This window comes from Kitasatospora sp. NPDC088779, from assembly GCF_040685395.1.
In the GTDB taxonomy this organism is placed as follows: Bacteria; Actinomycetota; Actinomycetes; order Streptomycetales; family Streptomycetaceae; genus Kitasatospora.
The window spans coordinates 104,169-124,609 of sequence record NZ_JBFBHW010000024.1; the positions used below are offsets into that span (position 1 = coordinate 104,169).

The window sequence follows — 20,441 nt, forward strand, 5'->3', positions numbered from 1 at the left end:
CCACCGGCGTGCCGGACGTCAGCGCAGGCTGCCGTCCATGGAGTTGAGCAGCGTGCCGGAGGCGTCGTCGTTCTCCAGGGAGAAGGCGAACAGGCCGCCGAGGCCCTTGCTCTTGGTGTAGGCCCCGCGCGCCTGGATGGCCTGCGGGGTGTCGCCGGTCCAGAAGTTGGTGCCGTCGTAGACCCAGCTGCTCTCGGTGACCGGGTCCCAGTGGGTGGTGGCGGCGGTCGGGTTGAGCTCCTTCCAGGCGGCCAGTCCGGCCTCCTGGCTCAGCGGCTTGGCGGCCGTCGGGCCGGTCGCGCTCTGGTACAGGCCGTAGTTGGAGCCGGCCGGGACACCCGTCCAGCCGCGCCAGTAGAACGGGATGCCGAGCACCAGCTTGTTGGCCGGGAAGCCGCCGGGGATGCCGTACTCGGGCAGGCCGGTGGTGTACGCGGCGAGCATGGTGTCGACGTTGTACTTGCGGGTGCCGGGGGTGATCGGCGTGGTCGGGTCGGCCGGGCTGTCGTGCAGCGGGTCCTGGTGGTTGGTCGGGCCCTTGGCGTCCCAGGCGCCGTGCATGTCGTAGGACATGACGTCGGCGTAGTCGAGGTAGTTGCCGATCTTGTCGGTCTCCAGCTGGGCGATCTTGTCCTGGCCGCTGGGCAGGGCGGCGGACAGCAGGTAGCGCTTGCCCTGGGCGGAGCCGAGCGCGTCCAGCTGGGTGCGGAACTCCTTGAGCAGGAGGGTGAAGTTCTGCTTGTCGGCGGGGGAGTAGTGGTTGCCGGTGTGGCCGCCGGCCGAGCCCGGGTACTCCCAGTCGAGGTCGACGCCGTCGAAGATGCCGGCCGCCGTGGCCGCGCCGCCGGAGGCGTCGCCCGCGACGCCGGTCGGCAGGTTCCCCTTGAGGAACATGTCGACACAGGAGGAGACGAAGGTCTTCCGGGAGGCGTCGGTGGCGGCCGCGTCGGAGAAGTACTTGGAGTACGTCCAGCCGCCGATCGAGATGGTGAACCGCAGGTTCGGGTACTTGGCCTTGAGCTGGCGCAGCTGGTTGAAGTTGCCCTTGAGCGGCTGCTCCCAGGTGTCGCTGCTGCCGTCCACGCTGGTGCCGGAGTTGTAGTCGGACTGGTAGTCGGCGTAGGCGTCGCCCGCGCCGTCACCGGCGTTGGGGTTGTTCTCGTTGGTCGAGTCGGAGGCCTTCACCGCCTGGAAGCAGGTGAGCTTGGTGGGGTCGATGTTGGCGAACGCGTAGTGGATGACGTCCAGCTTGCCCGCGGCGCCGCTGGTGTCGACGTTCTTCGGGTAGTACGCGTTCTCGTAGACGCCCCACTGGTCGAAGTAGGCCGAGCGGACGGGCTGTTGCGCGGGGGCGGCGGCCGTCGTGGTGCTCACCGCGGCGGACTGGGCGGAGGCGTGGGAGCCGGAGTAGCCCTGGACGCTGAAGGTGTACGCCTTGCCGGGCAGCAGCGAGCTGACGGCGACGGAGGTGCCCATCGAGGTGGCGACCAGCTGGCCGTTGGACCACACCTTGTAGGCGATCGGGCCGTCGCCGGTGGTCAGGGTGGAGGGCTGCCAGGTGAGCACCACGGCGCCCGCGGTGACCTTGGTGACGGCGACGCCGGTGGGCGTGGTGACCTTGCCGTCCCCGGCCGGGCCGCTGGCGGTGGCCGTCGCGGTCGGGCTGCCGGATCCGGTGGGGCTGCCGCTGGCCGTCGGACTGCCGCTCGCGGTGGGGCTGCCGGACGCGGTCGGACTGCTGGACGCGGTCGGGCTGGTGGAGGCCGTCGGGCTGCCGCTCGCGGTCGGGCTGCCGGTGGAGGTGGGCCCGGCCGGGCCGGTCAGGCTGAGGTCGTCGGCGTAGTAGGCGCCGGTGCCGTACCAGCCGTGGGTGAAGACCGTCACCGAGGTGGTGGTGGCGCTGGTGGTGAAGGTGGTGCTCAGCTGGTTCCAGCCGGTGCCGCCGGGTGTCCAGACCGAGGAGTTGACGCCCGTCCCGGTGGCGCCGAGGTAGACGTAGCTGCCCTGGACGAAGCCGGACAGGGTGTACGTGGTGTTCGGCTGGACGGTGACGGTCTGCTGGCACTGCGCGGTGTCGGAGGCCGAGGCCGCGCCGCTGAGCGCGTAACTCCCGCCGTGCACCGGGGTGGTGACGACGGAGCCGTTGGCGCAGGTCCAGCCGGTCAGGGTGCCGGCCTCGAAGTCGCCGTTGGCCAGCAGGTTCACCGGGGCGGCCGAGGCGGGGCTGAGGGTCAGGGCGAGGGCGGCGCCGCTGGTGCTGAGCGTGGCGGCGAGGGCCAGGGCCATGGCCCGTCTGCGCGGGGCGGTCCGGTGCCCGGCGGCCTGGGCGGGCCGTGCGGGCATGACGCGGTCGTGCATGCGGTTGTCCTCCGGATGTGTGGGGGTTTCCGGCGGTGCGTGGCCCGGGGTGGGCCGGGGGAGCCGCCCGGGCGCTGTGGGGGCGCGCGGGCAGGTGGAGCGTGCCGACGTACGGACGGCGGGCGCGGCGGGTCGGCTGACCCGCTCGCGTCACGACATCACAGATTGGACTGGACCAATATTCGCCGTCAAGGGTGTCCGCCCGCTGGACCGTTCCGGGCCGCCGACGCCCGGGCCCGGTAGGTTGACCGCTGCGGAGCAGGCCCGCCGAACGGAGGACTCGCGATGGACAGCCAGGACTGGGACGACCGCTACGCCGCGACCGAGCTGGTGTGGGGCGCCGAGCCCAACCGCTGGGTGGTCCGCGAACTGACCGGCCTCACCCCGGCCCACGTCCCCGGCCACGCCCTCGACCTGGCTGCCGGCGAAGGCCGCAACGCCATCTGGCTGGCCGGCCGGGGCTGGGAGGTCACCGGGCTGGACTACTCCGCCGTCGCCCTGGAACGTGCCGAGCGGCTCACCGCCGACCTGCCCGACGAGGTCGCCGACCGGCTCACCTGGCGGCACGGCGACGCCCGCACCTTCGAGGCCCCCGCCGCCGGCTACGACCTGATCCTGATCGCCTACCTCCAGGTCCCCGCCCGGGACCGGCGGGCCGCGCTGCGCCGCGCCGCCGCCGCGCTCGCTCCCGGCGGCACCCTGCTGGTGGTCGGGCACGACCTGAGCAACCTCACCGAGGGCGTCGGCGGCCCGCAGGACCCGGCCGTGCTGTTCACCCCGGAGGACGTCCTCGCCGACCTCGCGGACCGCGGCCTGCGCACCGTCCGGGCCGAACGGGTGCACCGGACGGTCGGCCCGGAGCCCGGGCACAAGGGCGAGGGCGACGGCGTCGCGGTCGACGCGCTGGTGCGCCTGGAGCGGGGTGCCGAGTGACGGGGGACCGAGTGATGGAGCACCGAGTGGCGGGGGACCAGGTGACGGGGGGCCGAGTGATGGAGCACCGAGTGGCGGCGCGGCCGGCCCGGCGCACCCTGCTCACCGGCCTGGCGATCGCCGCTCCGGTGCTGCTGGCGGGTTGCTCGGCCTCCTCCGGCAAGGCCGGCAAGAAGGCGGGCAAGGAGGCCGGCGCGGCCAGGGCGAGCGACGCGGGCGGCGAGGCCCTGGTGATGATCATCCGGCACGGCGAGAAGCCGGACGGCGGCCACCCGGGACTGGACGAGAACGGCGGCCACGACGGCAAGTCCCTCACCGAGCGCGGCTGGTCCCGCGCCCGGGCGCTGCCCACCTTGTTCGCCCCGCCCGCGCCCGGCCTGCGCACCCCCGCCCGGATCCTCGCCGCCGCCGACCAGGGCCCACTGGCGGGGGCGCACCGGATGCGGCAGACCGTCACCCCGCTCGCCGCCAAGCTCGGGCTGACCGTTGACACCGGGTACGCCGAGTCCCAGGAGACCGCCCTGGCCGGCGCCGCCCTGGCCGGGCCCCAGCCGGTACTGATCTGCTGGGAGCACTCGCGGATCCCGCGGATCGTCGAGGCGCTCGGCGCCGCCGGCAGCGGCGCACCCGCCACCTGGCCGGACCGCTTCGACCTGGTCTGGGTGTTCGCCCGCCCGGCCGGCGGAGCCTGGACCTTCCAGGAGGTCCGCCAGCACCTGCTGGACGGCGACGCCTGATCCGCCTGCGGGCGTACGCGATGTGACGAAGCGTCAACTAGCTTGTGGGTCATGAGGACTCGCACGTTCTTCGCCGCCGCGGCCGTCACAATGCTGCTGCTGTCCGGCTGCGCCGAATCCGGCTCCGAGGACGGGCCGCAGCCCCGGCCGACCCGGGCCGGCGGCGCGCCGCCGACCGGGGGCGAGCGCCGGGCCGACGGCGCCGAGCTGCTCTACCGGGCCGAGGGTGGCCGCAGCGCCCAGAACCCCGCCTTCGCCCCGGACGGCCGCTCGGTGCTGCTGACCGAGTTCAGCGAGGGCTACAACAAGGGCGCCGCCGCCCTCGGGGTGCTGCCGCTGGACGGCGCCCGCGCGCCGCAGAAGGTCCTGGAGGATCCCGACAAGGCCGCCGTCAACCTCCCGGGCACCAGCTGGAACGCCGCCACCGGCGCCTTCACCTTCGCCACCGACCGGGAGTCCGGCCACGACGAGGTCTGGCTGATGACGCCCGGCGGCAGCCCCGAGCGGGTCACCCGGCACGAGGACGGCAGCGGCTACAGCGAGCCGAGCTTCTCCCCGGACGGCGCGTGGATCGTCTTCCAGCAGAGCTGGGAGCCGGAACACGCCGCCGTGCACGGCGACGACGCCGAACAGGACTCGCTCTGGAAGGTCCGCCGCGACGGCGGCGCCCCCCTCCGGCTGGTCGACGGCAAGGGCACCGGCACCGACAACCGGCAGCCGAACTGGTCGCCCCGGGGCGACCGGATCGTCTTCCAGCGGCGCGCCGCCGGCGGCGAGAACTGGGCGCTGTGGACGGTCGGCGCGGACGGCACCGGCCTGCGCCAGGTCACCGACGTGCAGGGCGAGCACACTGATCCCACCTGGTCCCCGGACGGCCGGTACCTGGTGTTCTCCTCCAACCTCGGCAACCTGCCGAACGCCCAGGTCTTCGTGGTCGCGGCCGACGGCGGACGCCCCGTCCGGGTGACCGGCGACGACGGCTCGTACGACGGCGCGCCGAGCTGGTCCCCGGACGGGAAGTGGATCGCCTTCGAGTCCGCCCCGGGCGGCGAGGCCAACCCCGCCGCCCTCTGGCGCATCCCCGCGCCCGCGCTCTAGCTCACCGTCACCGTCACCACCGAGTACTGCACGACGGTCAGCGGCACGCTGACCGTCGCTCCCGTGACGGTGTACGGGACGGGCTTGGGCGTCGGGTCGGTGCCGTCCGGGGTGGCGACGGTGACGGCCGTGACGGCGGCGCCGACCGGGAGGGCGTAAGAGAGCGTGCAGTTGGCGGGCGTGGTGCGGAAGGCCGCCGGGGTGTTGCCGAAGTTGGTGAAGTTCACCAGGTGGACGACGGCGTCGTTGCCGAGCCGCCGCGCGTCCAGGAAGATCCGGGGGTCCCCGGCCAGGGTGACGGCGGGCGGTGCGGACTGGCGGACAGGGGCGAGCAGTTGGTCGGCCGAGGCCTGGTCGGTCTTGGTGAGGTAGCTGAGTCCGGCCCGGTTGCGGACGTACCAGCAGGTGCCGCTGCCGTAGGCGTTCTGCTTGCCGGCCGGCAGCGGGCTGCCCCGGCGCAGCCCGAGCACGTCGGAGAGCGCGAACTCGGCGCGCTGGCCGCCCAGTTCGTCGAGCGCGGTGGGAGCCGGGCCGGTGATCACGATCGTCCCGCCGGCCGCGACGAACCCCCGCAGCACGGCCGCCTCGGCGTCCGAGACAGCCTGGAGGTCGGGCAGCAGCAGCACCTTGAACCGGGCCAGGTCGGCGGCGGCCAGGCCGGGGCTGGGCACCGTGTCGAACGGGATGTGCGCGTACACCAGCGCCTTCACCGCGCCCCGGAACTCGCCCAGCCAGGGGACGGAGGCGCAGCTCTGCTCCGGGTCGTCGCCGCCCCACCAGTCGCTGATCCCGGCCGGCGCGGTCGCGTTGACGTACATCCCGATGCCCGCGCCCGGGCTGACGTAGTCCCGGGACGGGCTGGAGTGGTAGACGCCGACCTGGGCGGCCGAGGCGGCGTTGTAGAGCCGCTCCTGGTTGGTCTGGACGAAGCGGTACATCCGGGCACGCATCGCCGCGTCCACGGTGTCGTTCTTGTACGGCGTCTTCACCTCGTAGGGGTTGCAGCCGACCGCGATCAGCTGGGACATCACCAGCGAGGCGTCGTCGGCCTGCCAGCCGTAGGAGAACGCCCAGGCGGGCTTGGTGCCGCTGGCGCCGCGCGCGTACTTGTACATCGAGATGAGACAGACCCAGTCGGAGGCGGTGGCGTGCCGCATGCCGTCGTAGTTGCCGAGGATGTCCACCTCCCAGACCTGGCTGACGGCGCCCTCGGCCTGGCGCAGGTAGCCGCCGTCCAGGCCGATCGAGGTGGCGTAGCGGTAGTCCATCGAGACGGTCTCGACGAAGGTGACCAGGTCGGGGTTGACCGCGCGCCCGGCGGCGGCGATGTCGAGCTGGAACTGGAGCAGGTTGCGGTGGCGCCATTCGAGGTAGCGGCGGAACACCGGGTCGGCGAAGTCGGCGGCCTTGGGCAGGGCGAGGCCGCTGTCGGCCTTGAAGGCGGCCGCGCCCCAGGTGGAGGCGTCGCACCAGGAGAGCACGCCGTCGAAGTAGATCGGGACGTCCGGCCAGATGCCGTCCACACCGGTGGCGGCCACGCCCTTGATCCGCTTGAGGTAGTAGTCCCGCCAGGGCGAGTTGGGGCTGAGCCAGACGCTCTCGTCGCCCGGGTCGACCCAGACCACCACGCTGCCGTAGAACACGTTGGGCTTTCCGGCGAGGTCGCGCTGGACCCAGGCGCCGCCCTGGTCGTTCTTGTAGAACGAGCGGCCCTTCTCGCCGCCGGGGGAGATCAGCTCCAGGGAGGGGTAGTACATGACGACCTTGAGGCCGGCGGCGTGCGCCAGGCCGGTGAAGGTCTTCACCTCGGCCATGTGGGCCGCGAACTCGGCGTCGGTGAGCCAGTTGGAGAGCAGGGTGTCGAGTTCGATGACGCTGACGTTCTGCGCCCTGAGGGCGTCGACGGCGCTCTGCATGTCGGCGGGCTCGTTGAAGGTGCCGTCGCCGACGCGGGCGAACCGGGCCCAGTCCGGCCAGGGTTGCGCCGTGGCGGCGCCGCCGCCGGGGAGGGTGGCGGGCGCGGGCGCGGGCTCCGGGGCGGCGGCCCAGGCCTGGCCGCCGGGCAGCAGCCGGACGGTGGCGAGCGCGCCGCCGGTGCCCAGGCCGGCCCGCAGCAGGCGGCGGCGGCCGAGGCGCGAAGTGGTGGCGGCGGTGGCGGGTGCGGGCGGTGTTCCTTCGTGCTCGGACATGGTGGTCCCCCCAGCGTGGGTTGGCGGATCACGGGAACGTGCGCGGAACGCTCGGTGCGTCGGCGGCCGTTCTCCCGGTCGGCGGCGCCTCCGAGCCGACCCTAGTCCGCGGGCCGCCCGCCTGTTCGGGCCCTGTTCGCGGCTACGCCAGACGTCGGATCGCCGGTTGCCAGGTTGACCGAGCCGGATTGCGCGCCGCCCCGCGCAAGCTCCTCCCCGGGGCGCTTGACAGTGTGCAGACCGCCCCCGGTGGTGACGGCGGGGGGAGTGCGGGGTAGGGGTGCTGGGAGCGCGCCGGTCGGATGATCATAGATGTTCGACAGTGCTGTAGATTCACGGCACGGAGCGGCGGCAGGGACGAGGAGGGCACGATGAGCGTTTCGCTGGCCAAGGGGCAGAAGATCAGCCTGGAGAAGCCGGGCGGCGGTCAGCTGAGTGTGGTCCGGATGGGCCTGGGCTGGAAGGCCGCGCAGCCCAAGGGCTTCTTCGCCAAGCTGCTGGCCGCCGGTCGGGAGATCGACCTGGACGCCTCGGCGGTGCTGTTCTCCCAGGGGCGGCCGGTGGACGTGGTCTTCTTCCAGCACCTCAACAGCAATGACGGTTCCGTCCGGCACAGCGGCGACAACCTGGTCGGCGGCGCGGGCGACGCGACCGACGACGAGTCGATCACCGTCGACCTGACCAAGATGGCCGCCGAGGTCGACCAGATCCTCTTCACCGTCAACTCCTTCACCGGCCAGACCTTCCAGGAGGTCGAGGCGGCCTTCTGCCGGCTGGTCGACGAGCAGACGGGCGCCGAGCTGGCCCGGTACACGCTCACCGGGGGCGGCCCGTACACCGCGCAGATCATGGCCAAGGTGCAGCGCACGCCCGCCGGTTGGCAGATGACCGCGATCGGGCAGCCGGCCAGCGGGCGGACCTTCCAGGACCTGATGCCGGAGCTGGTCAAGCACCTGTGACCCGGCCAGGGGCCGGCCCGCCGTGGCCGGCCCCGTCCGCTTCCCCCGCCGCAGCCCCGGGAGTCAGCGCGTTTCGAGGTCGCGGCGCCGGAACCCGGCCAGCGCCAGGGCGATCAGGGCGGCCGCGACCAGGGTGAGCGCCGCGAGCGGCGTCCAGTCCATGGCAGCCGCCGGGAGCCGGGGCACCTGCCCGAACGGGGAGAGCCGGTCCAGGCCCGCGGGGAGCTTCAGCAGCGGGCCCAGGTACCCGATCACGAACGCGTACGCCGGCACCAGCCAGGCCAGCTGCGTCGCCCGGGGCAGCCAGCCGTACACGGCGGCGGCGAACCCCACCGTCACCCACTGGGCGGGCGCGAACGCCAGGGCCGCGCCGACCAGTCGCGGGAACGCGCCGGCGTCACCGGTGGACAACGCCCCGGCCAGGCCGAAGCCCACCCCCGCCGCGAGCAGCACCGCGGTCGAGCCCAGCAGCGCCGCCGCCAGGTGCCCGCCCAGCCAACCGGACCGGGACACCCCGGTGGCCAGCACCGGTTCGGCCCGCCCGGCGCTCTCCTCGGCGCGCGGGCGCAGCGTCGCCAGCACCGCGTAGACCGCGCCGACCACCGCCACCACCAGCAGGGTCATCGCGGCGAAGGAGTCGGTGAGCGAGCGGCCGCCGAGCCGGGCGAGGGCCTCCTTCAGCTGGTCGACGTCCTTGACCATCGCGTCGGCGCCGCCCAGCAGTGACCCGTACATCGCGCCGAGCAGCAGCAGCGCGACCGCGAAGCCGCCCAGCAGGCCGCGGTGCAGGCGCAGGGCGAGGCCGAGCGGGGTGCCGAGGGCGGGGCGGGCGGTGGGCGGCCCCGGGCGGGCGGCGCGCAGCCCGGCGCCCACGTCCCGTCGGGTGCTCAGTGCGAAGCCGGCCGCCCCGGTGACGGCGGCCAGGGCGAGCGCGGGCAGCAGCGGCCACCAGCGGTCGTCCACGAAGGGGTAGCTGCGCTGGAGCCAGCCGATCGGGGAGGCCCAGGAGAGCCCGTTCGACCCGGCGTCCCCGGCGGCGCGCACCGCGTAGGCGGTGCCGAGCACCGCGAGGGCCAGCCCGGAGGCCGTCCGGGCGTGCGCGGTGACCTGGACGGCGACGGCGGCGACCGCCGCGAACAGCAGTCCGGCGGCGGTGGTCGCGGCCCCGAACAGCAGCGCGCCGCCGGTGTCGAGCCCGGGGACGCCGAGGGCGGGCAGCCCGGCGGCGAGCAGCAGGCCGAGCGCGAGGTCGGCGACGGCTGCGGCGCCGAGGGCGGCCGCGAGCTGGGCGTGCCGGCCGACGGCGGCGGAGCGGACCAGCTCGGCCCGCCCGCTCTCCTCCTCGGCCCGGGTGTGCCGGGTGACGGTCAGCACGCTCATCAGCCCGGCCAGCACCGCCAGCAGGCCGAGCAGCCGGTGGCCGAGCATGGCGCCCCAGGTGTAGTCGGCCAGGTAGTGCCCGGGGCCGGTCATGGCGAGGACGGCCGGGCCGGCGGAGGCGTGGGCGATCGAGGCGCGGTCGGCGGCGGTCGGGTAGAGGGTGTGCACGCTGTTGGCGCTGGCGAGGGTGAGCAGGCCGAGGCCGAGCACCCAGGCGGGGAGGCGGAGCCGGTCACGGCGCAGGGCGAAGCGGAGCAGCGTGGCGGTGCCGGCCAGGGTGGTGCGCGGGCGGGGCGGGCGCGGGGCCGTGGCGGGCGCGCTGGTCGCGGTGGTGGTGGCGGTCATCGGGCGGCCTCGCCGTCGACCGGGTGCCCGTTGGCGGCCAGCTCGTCGCCGTAGTGGCGCAGCATCAGCTCCTCCAGCGTGGGCGGGTGGCTGACCAGGCTGCGCAGCCCGGCCTCGCCGAGGCGGCGGACGGCGGCGTCGAGGTGGGCGCCGTCCACGGCGAAGCGCACCCGGGCGCCCTCGGTGCGGACGGCGTGCACGCCCTCCAGCGTCTCCAGCCCGGTGACGGGGCGGTGGGTCTCGGCCTCGACCGTGGTGCGGGTGAGGTGGCGCAGTTCGCCGAGGCTGCCGGTCTGCACCACCCGGCCGTGGCGGATGATGCTGACCCGGTCGCCGAGCTTCTCCACCTCGTCCAGGATGTGGCTGGACAGCAGGACGGTCCGCCCCTGCCGCCGGGCCTGGAGGACGACGTCCTGGAAGACCACCTCCATCAGCGGGTCGAGGCCGGAGGTCGGCTCGTCGAGCAGCAGCAGTTCGGCGTCGGAGGCGAGCGCGGCGACGATGGCGACCTTCTGCCGGTTGCCCTTGGAGTAGCTGCGGCCCTTCTTGGTGGGGTCGAGGTCGAAGCGCTCGATCAGCTCGTCGCGGCGGCGGCGGTCGAGCCGGCCGCGCAGCCGGGAGAGCAGGTCGATGGCCTCGCCGCCGGTGAGGTTGGGCCACAGTTCGACGTCGCCGGGGACGTAGGCGAGGCGGCGGTGCAGTTCGACGGCGTCGTGCCAGGGGTCCTTGCCGAGCAGCCGGGCGCTGCCGCCGTCGGCGCGCAGCAGACCGAGGAGCACCCGGATGGCGGTGGACTTCCCGGCGCCGTTGGGCCCCAGGAATCCGTGCACCTCGCCGGTCTCGACGGTGAGGTCGAGGCCGTCCAGCGCGGTGGTCCGGCCGAAGGTCTTGCGGAGGCCGGTCAGAGCGATTGCCTTCGTCATGCTGCTGAAGCTACCGTAGTTTCAGAAAAACGTGAATATTGGGAAGGCGTTAAAGTTCAGTCGAGTTGTTGATCACCGGAGAGGGGAAGGCGCGCGTGGTGGAGCGGGAAGCGGAGAAGGAGCGCGACGAGCAGGCGGTGTCGGACTTCGTCGAACGGTTCGCGGCCGAGCTGGTGGCCGCGGGCATGGGCCGGATGCCGGCCCGGCTCTTCTCCTGCCTGATGGCCGAGGAGAGCGGCGTCCTGACCTCCGCCGAGCTCTCCGAACGGCTGCGGATCAGCCCGGCCGCGGTGTCCGGCGGGATGCGTTACCTCACCCAGATCGGCCTGGCCGCCAAGGAGCGCGAGCCGGGCTCGCGGCGCGACCGCTACCGGGTGCTGAACGACGTCTGGTTCGAGTCGCTGACCCGGCGCGACGAGTACCTGCTGCGCTGGGTGCGGGTGCTCAGGGAGGGCGAGGCCACCGTCGGCGCGGGCACCGTCGCGGGGGAGCGGCTGGCGGAGAGCGCGGCCTTCTTCGCGTTCATGGTGGACGAACTGCACGGGATGCTCGCGCGGTGGCGGGTGCACCGGGCGACGCTGGGTCCGGGGGCGCTGCCCAGGGCCGGGGCCGGGTCGGATCCGGCGTAGGTCTCGGTCCAGCTCTCGGTCTCGAGCTCGGTCTCGGGAGCTTGGTGCGGCGGGGTGGGGAACGCGGAAGGCCCGCACCAGGGGTGCGGGCCGTCGGCGGATGGGGCGGTGTCAGCGGGTCGGCGGGGCGGCCGAGGGGGAGAGGCCTGCGCTGGGGGTCGTGCTCGGGGCGGCGGAGGAGGGGGTGCCGCCCGGGGTGGGAGTGCCGCCGGGGGTCGGCGTCGCCGTGGCGCACCCGGGGGCGGCCGGGGTGCCGGACGGCGTGCCGGTCGGGGTGGCCGTCGGGGACGGGCTGCCCGTCGGGGTGGTCGTGGCCGTCGGGCTCGGGCAGTCGGTGGGCGTTCCGGTCGGCGTCGTGGTCGGCGTCGTGGTGGGGGTGCCGGACGGCGTGCCGGTCGGGGTGGCCGTCGAGGACGGGGTGCCCGACGGAGTGGTCGACGGCGTGCCGGACGGCGTGGCCGGCGCGGTCGACGGCGGTGTGGTGCCGGGCGTGCCCGTCGGGGTGGTGCTCGGGTCCGTCGTCGGCTGCGCGGAGGAGGACGGCGTCGGGGCCGGCGAGGTCGGCTGTGCGCTCGGCGAGGGCTGCCCGCCCGGGGGCGGGGTGGTCCCGGGGGCGCTCGGCGTCCCGGGGGTGGCGCCAGGAGTCGTCCCGGTCGGCGGCAGCAGCGGCGCGAGCGGCAGGAGCGGGGAGGGCAACGAGGCCGGCGGGGTCGAGGAGGCCGGGCGGTTCGGCACGGTGGTGACGCTGCCGCTGCCGTAGTGCGCCATCCAGTTGCGGACCGTCCGCAGGTACTCGCCCGAGTTGTTGTAGCTGAGGATCGCCCGGTCGAGCTGCGCCGGGTCGGCGAGGTCGCGCCCGCCCGCGCACAGGTAGCGGGCGGCGCTCTCGGCGGCGTCGAAGATGTTGTTCGGGTCGGCCTTGCCGTCGCCGTTGGCGTCCGTGCCCCAGGTCGCCCAGGTGGAGGGGATGAACTGCATCGGCCCGACGGCGCGGTCCCAGCGCGCGTCGCCGTCGTAGCGCCCGCCGTCGCTGTCGGGTATCGCGGCGAAGCCGTTGCCGTCCAGCGCCGGACCGAGGATCGGGGTGAGGGTCGTCCCCGTCGCGTCCACCTGGCCGCCGTTGGCCTGGCCGGATTCGACCTGGCCGATCGCGGCCAGCAGTTGCCACGGCAGGTGGCAGCCGGGCGAGCGCTGTGCGGCCGAGGCCTCGGCCTGGCGGTAGGCGGCGAGCACGGTCGCGGGCAGGGCCGGGCCGGTGGCGGCGAAGGGGCCGGCGGCGGGCGCGCCGGGCACCGTGCCGGGCGGCTGCGGCAGTTGGACGGTGCCGCCGCCGTCGGCCGGGACGCCGGTGCCGAAGGCGCTGCCGGCGCCGCCGGTCGGGCTGCCGCCGGGCTGGGAGGCGGAGGCGTCCGGCGACGTCACGGCGTCGGCGGCCGCGACCGGGGCGAGCCCGAAGCCCGTCACCTGGGAGCCCGTCAGTGCGGCGAGTGCGGTGAAGGCCGCAGCCGTCCCCGTGACCCGCTTGCCGAGCCGCAGCCCGCGCCCGCCCTGCACCTTGCCGAACCTCGCCGTCATACCGTGCCCCTCCCCGTAGCCGTCCCGACCCTGCCGGAACGGATGAACCGTCGTCATCGTGCCTGCCGCCGGACGGCGGCTCCCGCCGTCGCAACGATTAGTATCACGACGGTCTGACGCGACAGGGGTGGCCGGAGGTTGCCGCGGCCCGGCGCCGACATCGAATACCGCAGGTCAGCAGGGGTGGGGGAATGCCCGCTCGGGCTCGGGCCGGGACTCGATCCGCGTCGCGGCCAGGCTGGCCGACGGCCCGGCCGGGTAAGGGAGTTGGGGTGCGTGCGCGTCCGCCACGGGTTCCGTCCGCGGGCCCGGTGGCGGCACCGGAGGGCTGTGCGGGTCGAGCTTCGACGTTATCTCCCTTTCCTGCCAAGGGAGTTGACCGAGGGCGTGCCGGTGGTGGGCCGGGCGTGCAGGGGCCCGGACCGGCGGTCCGGGGCGCGGGGGTGGTGCGTGCGCGTCGTTCCGGGCTCCCCGGCGGCGCCCGCCTCCGACCCTCCTGACCTGCGTGGATGTCCGCCGCCGGGCGGGCGCTTCCCTACCAGGGCGGGCGTGCGGACACCAGGGGGCGGCCCCAACTCGCCCCTGGACGGGTGACGTTCTGGTGAAAAGGGCATGCCAGGAATCTCCGCCCGGCATGCTGTGCCCCGTGACCATGCGGATGGAGGCCCGGACTGTGAGCGCGAACCTGCCCGAGACCGTCGCCGAGGGAGCGGTCGTCCTTCCGGCCCCCCCTCGGGCGGTCGACGACCTGGCCCGCGACCTGACCCAGGCCGCGGCCGCCGTCCGGGCGGTCTCGCGGGTCGCCCGCAGCGGTGGGGACCTCGCCGTCGCCGCGTACACCGCGGTGGTGTGCACCGGGCGTTCGGCCGCCCGCGTACTGGAGGAGGCCGCCGCCTGGTGCCGGCAGGCCCCCGGGGCCGAGGTGCACTCGCTCGCCTGGGCCCGGGTGCCGGGGCACCGCGAGGACGTGGACGAGTACCGCGTCACCCTCGCCGTCAGCTTTCCCGACGACGAGACCGGCGAGCACCTCGGCGACACCCATCGCGCCCGCCGGTGAGGAATCCGTAGGATGATCCCCATGGGTGATGGGGACACGAAGCAGCTGACGGGCGACCAGGCGCAGGACGCGACGGACGACGGCCCGCGAGAGCTCTCGCGGGCCGCCGCCGTGGCCGTGACGGTGCTCGCCGCCCTCTGCGGCGCCGCCGTCCTGCTGGCCGTCTTCCACTGGCTGGGCTGGAGCGTCCCCTGGGTCGGCTGGATCGTCGCCAAGGCCGGCATCAAGCTCGCCGTCGGGGGCTTCGCCGGGCTCGCCGCCGCCTTCGCCTGGCTCCGGTCGCGGCTGGGGCGTGCGGCGAGCGACTCGCGGTCCTGACGGCGATCCAGGGCCTGTCCGGGCCGGCCGTGCGTCAGCCGGAACGGCCCAGCAGCATCATGAAGAGCGCGTAGTTCGGGATCCGGCTGACCGCGGTGTTCGACAGCGAGAGGAACTTGCCGTCCTTCTTGACCACCAGGTAGCCGTTGACCACGCTGATCGACTTGATGTCGGACCAGGGCACCAGACCGCGCTTCACCGTGCGCAGACCGGCCGAGCTGACCAGCAGGTCGCCGAAGGCCAGTTCCCCTCCGTCCGCCAGCGAGGCCCGGGCCCCGGACAGCTGGGTGGCCGCGACGTAGTGCGCGGCGACCTCGCCCAGTTCCGCCCACCTGCCCAGCTGGGTGCCCCTGTCCCCGCCGCTGAGCTTGGCGCGCCGGGGGTCGCGGTACTTGCCGTCGATCGTGAACGTCTCCCCGTCGTCCCGGATGAACCGGTAGGAGAAGTCCGTTTCGGTGTAGATGTTGTGCGAGTAGTGGGCGACGGTCGCCTGCATCACGGTCGAGACCTCGTCCCAGCGGAAGACCGTGAGCTCCAGGCCCCCGCCCTCGTGCACCAGGCCGTGGTCGAAGTGGTAGACCCGGAGCTTCTCCTCCTCGCGCGGCTTGCCGAACAGCCGTGTCTTCGTCAGCACCAGGAAGCACTGGCGCAGCAGGCCGAGGCCGGCCTGCTGCGCCTGCTCGGCCACTGCGGCGGTGATCTGGGTATCCGTGGTCTCGACGACCTTCACCATGGGCTCGCTCCTGTGTATGGCGACTACGGCCATGGGAGTATTCCCCGGAGCCGGGGGACGTGAGGCACAACAGCGGCCGCCCGCTCGGGCTTTCGCAGTCTTTCGGCCAGTCGCGGGCCGCCTGCTGGACGAACGCGCCCCGAGGGGCGCCGGCACGGCGGGGCGTCGACCCGTGACGGTCGGCGCCCCGCCGTGCCTCACCCGACGCGCGCCCCGACGGCCGCGGTCGAGCGGCCGGGCACTCAACCCGCCTGCGGGGTGGGGCAGACGAGGTCGCGCTCGGGGGCGCGGCCGCCCAGCAGGTAGCTCTCGACGACGTCGGTGACGCAGGAGTTGGCGGTGGGGTACTGGCCGTGGTCGCCGCTCCCGGTGACGGTCACCAGCTTGGAGCCGCGCAGCGCGCGGTGCGCGCCGAGCGCGGCCTCGTAGTACGTCGCCGGGTCGTGCACCGAGTTGAGCATCAGCACCGTCGGCAGGTGGGCGCCGGTCACCTTGACCTTGGGGGCGGGCGCAGTCGGCCAGGCCGCGCAGACCGCGCTGAAGGCCAGCGTGCGCGCGCCCGCCAGCGGATAGCGCGCGGTGTTCTCCGCGCCGCGCTGGACCCAGGTGTCCATGTCCTTGGTCCACGGGGTGTCGTTGCAGGTCACCGAGAAGTACTCGGCGAGGAACTCCGGGCTGAGGTACTGGCCGAACAGCCGCCCGGCCATCGTCCTGGCCGCGGGGTCGGCCCCCTGCCAGTCGTCGACGGCGGTCAGGGCCTGGGCGAGGAAGGGGAAGGTGTCCCGCTCGTAGATCGCGCTGATCGCGCCGTTGTCCAGCTGGTTCGGGCCGATCGTCAGGGAGCCGTCGACGATGGGCTGGTCGTGCAGCGCGGCGCGCCGCTGCTCCCAGTGCGCCTGCACATCCTCGGGGGTGGAGCCCCAGTGGTAGGTGGCGTCGCGGGCCGCCAGCCACGGCACGAAGTCCTCGTCGAAGCGGCGCTGGAAGCTCATCGGCTGGCCCAGTTCGAACTTCTCCCAGGTGCCGTCGAAGCCGATGTTGCTGTCCAGGATCATCCGCTCGACCCGGTGCGGGAAGAGCGTCCCGTAGTAGGCCCCGATCATCGAGGCGTAGGAGGGGCCGAAGTAGCTGAGCTTCTGCTCGCCGAGCAGGCCGCGGAACAGGTCGATGTCGTGGGCGGTCTGTTCGGTGTTCAGGTAGGGCAGCAGGTCGCCCGTGCGCTCCTGGCAACTGGCGGCCAGCTTCTTGGAGTTGGCGACCACCCGGTCGATCGCCGCCGGGGACTGGTCGCGGAAGTCGCCGGCCAGGAAGTCCTGGAACTCCTCCGGCGTCTGGCACACGGCCCGGGTGCTCTCGCCGACCCCGCGCTGGTCGAAGCCCACGATGTCGTACGCGGCGCCGACGGCCGGGGCGGCCGTGGCCAGGTTCGCCGGGCGCAGCAGGCCCGACGCGCCGGGGCCGCCGGCGGCCATCAGCAGCGTGCCCTTGCGCTTGGCCGGGTCGCCGGCGCGGTGCCGGGAGACGGCGATCGTCACGTCGGCGCCGGCGTCGGCGTGGTGCCAGTCGCGCGGGGCGGTCATGGTGGCGCAGTCCAGCGCCGGCTGCTTGGCGCAGGGCTGCCAGGCGAGGGTCTGGTGGGTGTAGCGGGCGGGGGCGACCTCGGCGTCGCCCGGGTTCCGGCCGGCGTCCGGGGCGGCGCTGGCGGTGGCCGGTACGGCGAGGCCGGCCAGGACGGCGGCGGCGACGGCCAGGGCGGCGCGCCGGGTGCGGGAGGCGGTGGCGCCGGCCGCCGGGGTGTGCGAGGCGGTGGTGTTCGGCGCGGTGGTGCTCGGCGTGATGGGGTGCGAGGCCGTGGTGTTCGATGCGTTGGTGTTCACGGGAATGATCCTGTCCGAGCTCGCCCTGACGGTCGATCATGCGGGGTTCCGTGTCCGGGGTGGTGCTGGGTACACCCCGGACACGGAGGATCGCCCCAGGTCAGTAGGCGGCGGTGAAGCGGGTGCGGCGGTGCGCGGGCTGCTCGGCCTCGTCGAGCAGGGCGACGGCGAGGTCCTCCATGGAGATCACCGAGGCGCCCTCGGCGTCCACCAGCAGTTCGTCCCGTCCGAGCCGGAAGCGGCCGGTGCGCTCGCCGGGTTCGAGCAGGGCGGCGGGGCTCAGGTAGGTCCAGTCGACGTCCGGGTCGGCGGCGCGGTAGAGGTCGAGCTGCTCGCGGCAGGCCCGGGCGATCGGCCGGAGCTCGGCGGGGAAGCCGGGGTCGTCGGCGAGGGCCGTCCCGCCGCGGCCGGGGAGGGTGAGGCTGCCCGCGCCGCCGACGGCCATCAGGCGCGCGCCCGTTCCGGCGAGACCGGCCAGCAGGCCCCGGGTGGCGGCGGACAGCTCGTGCTCGCTGCCGGGCGCCGGGCGGGTGGCGGTGATCACCAGGTCCTGCCCGGCGGCGAGGCGGGCGACGTCCTCGGGGTCACGGGCGTCGCCGACACCGAGGGCGACGGCGGCCGGCAGGCCGTGCGGTTTGGCGGGGTCGCGCAGGACGGCGGTGATCCGGTGGCGGCGGGCGAGTGCCTCGGTCACCACCCGGCTGCCGACGTTGCCGGTGGCGCCGAACACGGTGATGTGCATGGAGGTTCTCCTGGTGCGGTGGGTGCCAGCGGCTGCTGGGCGGGGATCGGGGAGTGCGGGAGGGGATTCGGCGGAGACGAGGCGGGGTCAGGCGTTCTCGCGGACGGGCGGTGCGGAGGCGGAGGCGGAGGCGGGGGCGGCCGGGGCGTCCGGGGCGGCGGGCGCGGAGGGCGCCGAGGGCGTGGCGGTGCCGGGGCGGCGCCGGGTCTGGGCCGCGATCAGCGAGCCGAGGACGATCAGTGCGCCGAGCGCCTGGAGCGGGCTGAGGTCCTGCCCGAGGGCCAGCCAGCCGATCGCGGTGGCGACCACCGGGCTGAGCAGCGAGAGGAAGGAGACCGAGGTCGGCGGCAGTGCCCGGATCCCGCGGAACCAGAGCGCGTACGTGAGCGCCGCGCCGATCAGGCTGAGGTAGCCGTAACCGAGCAGGTTGCCGCCGGTGAGGTGGGACGGCGGGGCGCCCTCGACGAACAGTGCGACCGGCACCAGCAGCAGTCCGCCGGCGGTGAGCTGCCAGCCGGTGGTGGCGAGCAGCGGGGCGGGGGAGACCCAGCGTTTGGAGAGGACGACGCCGGTGGCCATGACGACCGCGCCGGCGAACGCGGCGGCCACGCCGACGGCGTCCAGTTGGGCGTCGGCCCGCAGGACCAGCAGGCTGACGCCCGCGATCCCCGCGATGCCGCAGATCACCGTGCGCGGCGTGAGCCGGTCGCCGAGCAGCGCGGCCGAGAGTCCGGCGGTGATCAGCGGCTGGACGGCGCCGACCGTGGCGGCGACCCCGCCGGGGAGGCGGTAGGCGGCTATGAAGAGGAGGGCGAGGAAGGCGCCGATGTTCAGCGCGCCGAGGACCAGCGCGCGCCACCACCAGCTGCCCTTCGGCAGCCGGCGGGTGACGGCGATCAGCAGCAGCCCTGCGGGCAGGGCCCGGAGGACGGCCGCGAGGAGTGGACGGTGGGGCGGGAGCAGTTCGGTGGTGACGATGTACGTCGACCCCCAGACGGCGGGGGCTGTCGCCGTCACCAGCACGATTCCGAGGCGATTTCTTAGCACTAAGCAAATGTATCTCAGCGCTAAGGCATCTCTCACCGCTTTGGCGGGGTGGCGTGGCTCACAGTTACCTCATCGCTAAGGAATCCCGCCGGGATCCCCTACCCTGAACCTGTGGCAGATGCAGATCATGTGGACCGAGTAGTCGCGCAATGGGCCGTCGAGCGCCCCGACCTGGACGTCTCTCCGATGGAGGTGTTCGGCCGGCTCAAGCGCCTCTACCGCCTGGTGGATGCGGAGCTCAACCGGACCTTCGGCGAACACGGCCTGGACGCCGCCTCCTTCGACGTCCTCGCCACCCTCAAGCGCAGCGGCCCGCCCTACCGCCTCACCCCCACCGGGCTGATGCAGTCCGCCATGGTCACCTCCGGCGCCATCACCCAGCGCCTCGACCGTCTGGAGGCCCGCGGCCTGGTCACCCGCACCCAGAGTGACCAGGACGGCCGCAGCCGCGTGGTCGCGCTCACCCCCGAGGGCCACGCCCTGATCGACCGCGCCCTCCCCGACCACCTCGCCACCGAGCGCGCCCTCCTCGCCGGCCTCGACGACCCCGGGACCGCTACCCTCGTCGACGCCATGCGCACCCTCCTGGCCGCCCTCGGCGACAGCCCGGAGTGAGCGGGCGGGCGCGCGGGCGGACCTCCCCGCCCGACCGGCCTACGGGTTGACCGCCACCGCCTTGAAGAAGGTGTAGTGGAACGTCCCGCCCGGCTCGGCCGTGCGGCGCAGTTCGGCGATGCCGTGGTCGAAGGCGTCGGGGGTGGTCAGACCGGCGGCCAGCGCCTCGGCGCGGACGGCCTCGACCATCGCGACGAAGGTGCGCCGGGTGAAGCCCTCGACCAGGGCGGGGCGGGCGCCGTCGGCGTGGACGGTGCGGGGGCGGACAGCCACGTCCCGGAAGCCGGCCTCCGTCAGGAGCGGGTACAGGCGGCGCCCGAGCAGGGCGTCACCGCCGGCCGCCGCCTGGAGCCGCACCAGCAGGTCGACCGCGTCGCGGGCCGCCGGGCCCTGCGGGTGGAAGAAGGCCGAGCCGTGGTCGCCCTCGATCACCGTGATCGTGCCGCCCGGCCGCAGCACCCGCCGCAGCGCGGTCAGCGCGGCCACCGGGTCGGCCAGGTGCTCCAGCACGAAGCACACGAAGACGTGGTCGAAGGAGCCGTCCGGGAAGGCGAGTCGGTGCAGGTCGCCGTGGTGCCAGGTGACCCGCGCGGTGGGCGCCTCGGCCGCCACCCGGGCCCGGGCCCGCGCCAGCGAGTCCGCGGAGACGTCCACCGCCGTCAGCAGCACGCCGGGGCCGGCGGCCAGCAGGTGCGCGGTCTGCGCCCCCACCCCGCAGCCCGCCTCCAGCACCCGGCTGCCCGCCGGGTACGCGGTGCCCGCGTGCAGCAGCTCGGCGAGGGTGTCCGCCTGGTCGCCGAGCCGTTGCGCCTCGGTCTCCGAGTAGCCGTGGACGTAACCCGGGGCGTAGTCGTGGCCGGGGCCGGGGCCTGCGGCGTCCTGCCGGTCGTTCAGTGATGCCGTTTCCGTGGTCATGGCCCCACCTT

Annotated in this window: 18 protein-coding genes; 8 read left to right on the forward strand and 10 right to left on the reverse strand. The window is 74.4% G+C overall.

All coding sequences use genetic code 11. The features are described from left to right. Positions 1-18 precede the first annotated feature (18 nt). Positions 19-2,286 carry a glycosyl hydrolase family 18 protein gene (locus AB0P03_RS23060; protein WP_363630553.1) on the reverse strand — a complete coding sequence of 756 codons (2,268 nt, stop codon included), beginning with the start codon at positions 2,284-2,286 and terminating at the stop codon, positions 19-21. Positions 2,287-2,643: 357 nt separating this feature from the next. Between AB0P03_RS23060 and AB0P03_RS23065 the strand changes: the two genes are divergently transcribed. The 3 genes from AB0P03_RS23065 to AB0P03_RS23075 all read left to right on the forward strand — a co-directional run bounded on the left by AB0P03_RS23065 (position 2,644) and on the right by AB0P03_RS23075 (position 5,126). Next, on the forward strand, positions 2,644-3,291 hold the full coding sequence (locus tag AB0P03_RS23065) for a class I SAM-dependent methyltransferase (RefSeq protein ID WP_363630540.1): 648 nt from the start codon (positions 2,644-2,646) through the stop codon (positions 3,289-3,291). A gap of 71 nt (positions 3,292-3,362) precedes the next feature. Further along, positions 3,363-4,028 carry a hypothetical protein gene (locus AB0P03_RS23070; protein WP_363630542.1) on the forward strand — a complete coding sequence of 222 codons (666 nt, stop codon included), beginning with the start codon at positions 3,363-3,365 and terminating at the stop codon, positions 4,026-4,028. Positions 4,029-4,079: 51 nt separating this feature from the next. Beyond that, complete coding sequence (locus AB0P03_RS23075; protein ID WP_363630544.1) at positions 4,080-5,126, forward strand: hypothetical protein; 1,047 nt, start codon at positions 4,080-4,082, stop codon at positions 5,124-5,126. Here the strand turns inward: AB0P03_RS23075 and AB0P03_RS23080 are convergent. Then, positions 5,123-7,315, reverse strand: a complete 2,193-nt coding sequence (locus AB0P03_RS23080) for a hypothetical protein (protein ID WP_363630546.1) — start codon at positions 7,313-7,315, stop codon at positions 5,123-5,125. The two genes, AB0P03_RS23075 and AB0P03_RS23080, sit on opposite strands and share 4 nt — an antisense overlap. A 371-nt stretch (positions 7,316-7,686) precedes the next feature. Here AB0P03_RS23080 and AB0P03_RS23085 point away from each other — a divergent pair, with 371 nt between their 5' ends. Beyond that, on the forward strand, positions 7,687-8,274 hold the full coding sequence (locus AB0P03_RS23085) for a TerD family protein (RefSeq protein WP_350879397.1): 588 nt from the start codon (positions 7,687-7,689) through the stop codon (positions 8,272-8,274). 63 nt (positions 8,275-8,337) lie between these two features. On the opposite strand, the gene AB0P03_RS23090 is transcribed toward AB0P03_RS23085, so the two are convergent. Beyond that, complete coding sequence (locus tag AB0P03_RS23090) at positions 8,338-9,999, reverse strand: ABC transporter permease (RefSeq protein WP_363630547.1); 1,662 nt, start codon at positions 9,997-9,999, stop codon at positions 8,338-8,340. After that, the gene (locus AB0P03_RS23095) at positions 9,996-10,922 is read right to left on the reverse strand and encodes an ABC transporter ATP-binding protein (protein WP_363587474.1); all 927 of its coding nucleotides are present in this window, start codon (positions 10,920-10,922) and stop codon (positions 9,996-9,998) included. Before AB0P03_RS23095 ends, AB0P03_RS23090 begins: the two co-directional genes overlap by 4 nt. 95 nt (positions 10,923-11,017) lie before the next feature. Between AB0P03_RS23095 and AB0P03_RS23100 the strand changes: the two genes are divergently transcribed. Then, a complete protein-coding gene (locus tag AB0P03_RS23100) occupies positions 11,018-11,551 on the forward strand; it encodes a MarR family transcriptional regulator (RefSeq protein WP_363587476.1) in 534 nt (177 codons plus the stop codon). 111 nt (positions 11,552-11,662) lie between these two features. Here AB0P03_RS23100 and AB0P03_RS23105 read toward each other — a convergent pair whose 3' ends face one another. Then, positions 11,663-13,126 (reverse strand): lytic murein transglycosylase, encoded by a 1,464-nt coding sequence (locus tag AB0P03_RS23105; protein WP_363587478.1) that lies wholly within the window; start codon positions 13,124-13,126, stop codon positions 11,663-11,665. Between the two features lie 673 nt (positions 13,127-13,799). Here AB0P03_RS23105 and AB0P03_RS23110 point away from each other — a divergent pair. Together AB0P03_RS23110 and AB0P03_RS23115 are read left to right on the forward strand one after the other, a co-directional pair. Further along, positions 13,800-14,183, forward strand: a complete 384-nt coding sequence (locus tag AB0P03_RS23110; RefSeq protein WP_363587480.1) for a hypothetical protein — start codon at positions 13,800-13,802, stop codon at positions 14,181-14,183. A 21-nt stretch (positions 14,184-14,204) separates the two neighbouring features. Continuing rightward, a complete protein-coding gene (locus tag AB0P03_RS23115; RefSeq protein ID WP_363587482.1) occupies positions 14,205-14,501 on the forward strand; it encodes a hypothetical protein in 297 nt (98 codons plus the stop codon). Between the two features lie 34 nt (positions 14,502-14,535). On the opposite strand, the gene AB0P03_RS23120 is transcribed toward AB0P03_RS23115, so the two are convergent. The 4 genes from AB0P03_RS23120 to AB0P03_RS23135 all read right to left on the reverse strand — a co-directional run bounded on the left by AB0P03_RS23120 (position 14,536) and on the right by AB0P03_RS23135 (position 18,870). Further along, a complete protein-coding gene (locus tag AB0P03_RS23120; protein WP_363587484.1) occupies positions 14,536-15,234 on the reverse strand; it encodes a DUF6585 family protein in 699 nt (232 codons plus the stop codon). A 242-nt stretch (positions 15,235-15,476) separates the two neighbouring features. After that, a complete protein-coding gene (locus AB0P03_RS23125) occupies positions 15,477-17,111 on the reverse strand; it encodes an alpha/beta hydrolase (protein ID WP_363587486.1) in 1,635 nt (544 codons plus the stop codon). A 100-nt stretch (positions 17,112-17,211) separates the two neighbouring features. Further along, positions 17,212-17,853, reverse strand: a complete 642-nt coding sequence (locus AB0P03_RS23130) for an NAD(P)H-binding protein (protein WP_363587488.1) — start codon at positions 17,851-17,853, stop codon at positions 17,212-17,214. 87 nt (positions 17,854-17,940) lie between these two features. Beyond that, the gene (locus tag AB0P03_RS23135; protein ID WP_363630548.1) at positions 17,941-18,870 is read right to left on the reverse strand and encodes an EamA family transporter; all 930 of its coding nucleotides are present in this window, start codon (positions 18,868-18,870) and stop codon (positions 17,941-17,943) included. Between the two features lie 141 nt (positions 18,871-19,011). Between AB0P03_RS23135 and AB0P03_RS23140 the strand changes: the two genes are divergently transcribed. Next, the gene (locus AB0P03_RS23140) at positions 19,012-19,515 is read left to right on the forward strand and encodes a MarR family transcriptional regulator (RefSeq protein ID WP_363587492.1); all 504 of its coding nucleotides are present in this window, start codon (positions 19,012-19,014) and stop codon (positions 19,513-19,515) included. 39 nt (positions 19,516-19,554) lie between these two features. Here the strand turns inward: AB0P03_RS23140 and AB0P03_RS23145 are convergent, their stop codons facing one another. After that, complete coding sequence (locus AB0P03_RS23145; RefSeq protein WP_363587494.1) at positions 19,555-20,430, reverse strand: L-histidine N(alpha)-methyltransferase; 876 nt, start codon at positions 20,428-20,430, stop codon at positions 19,555-19,557. Positions 20,431-20,441: the final 11 nt, after the last annotated feature.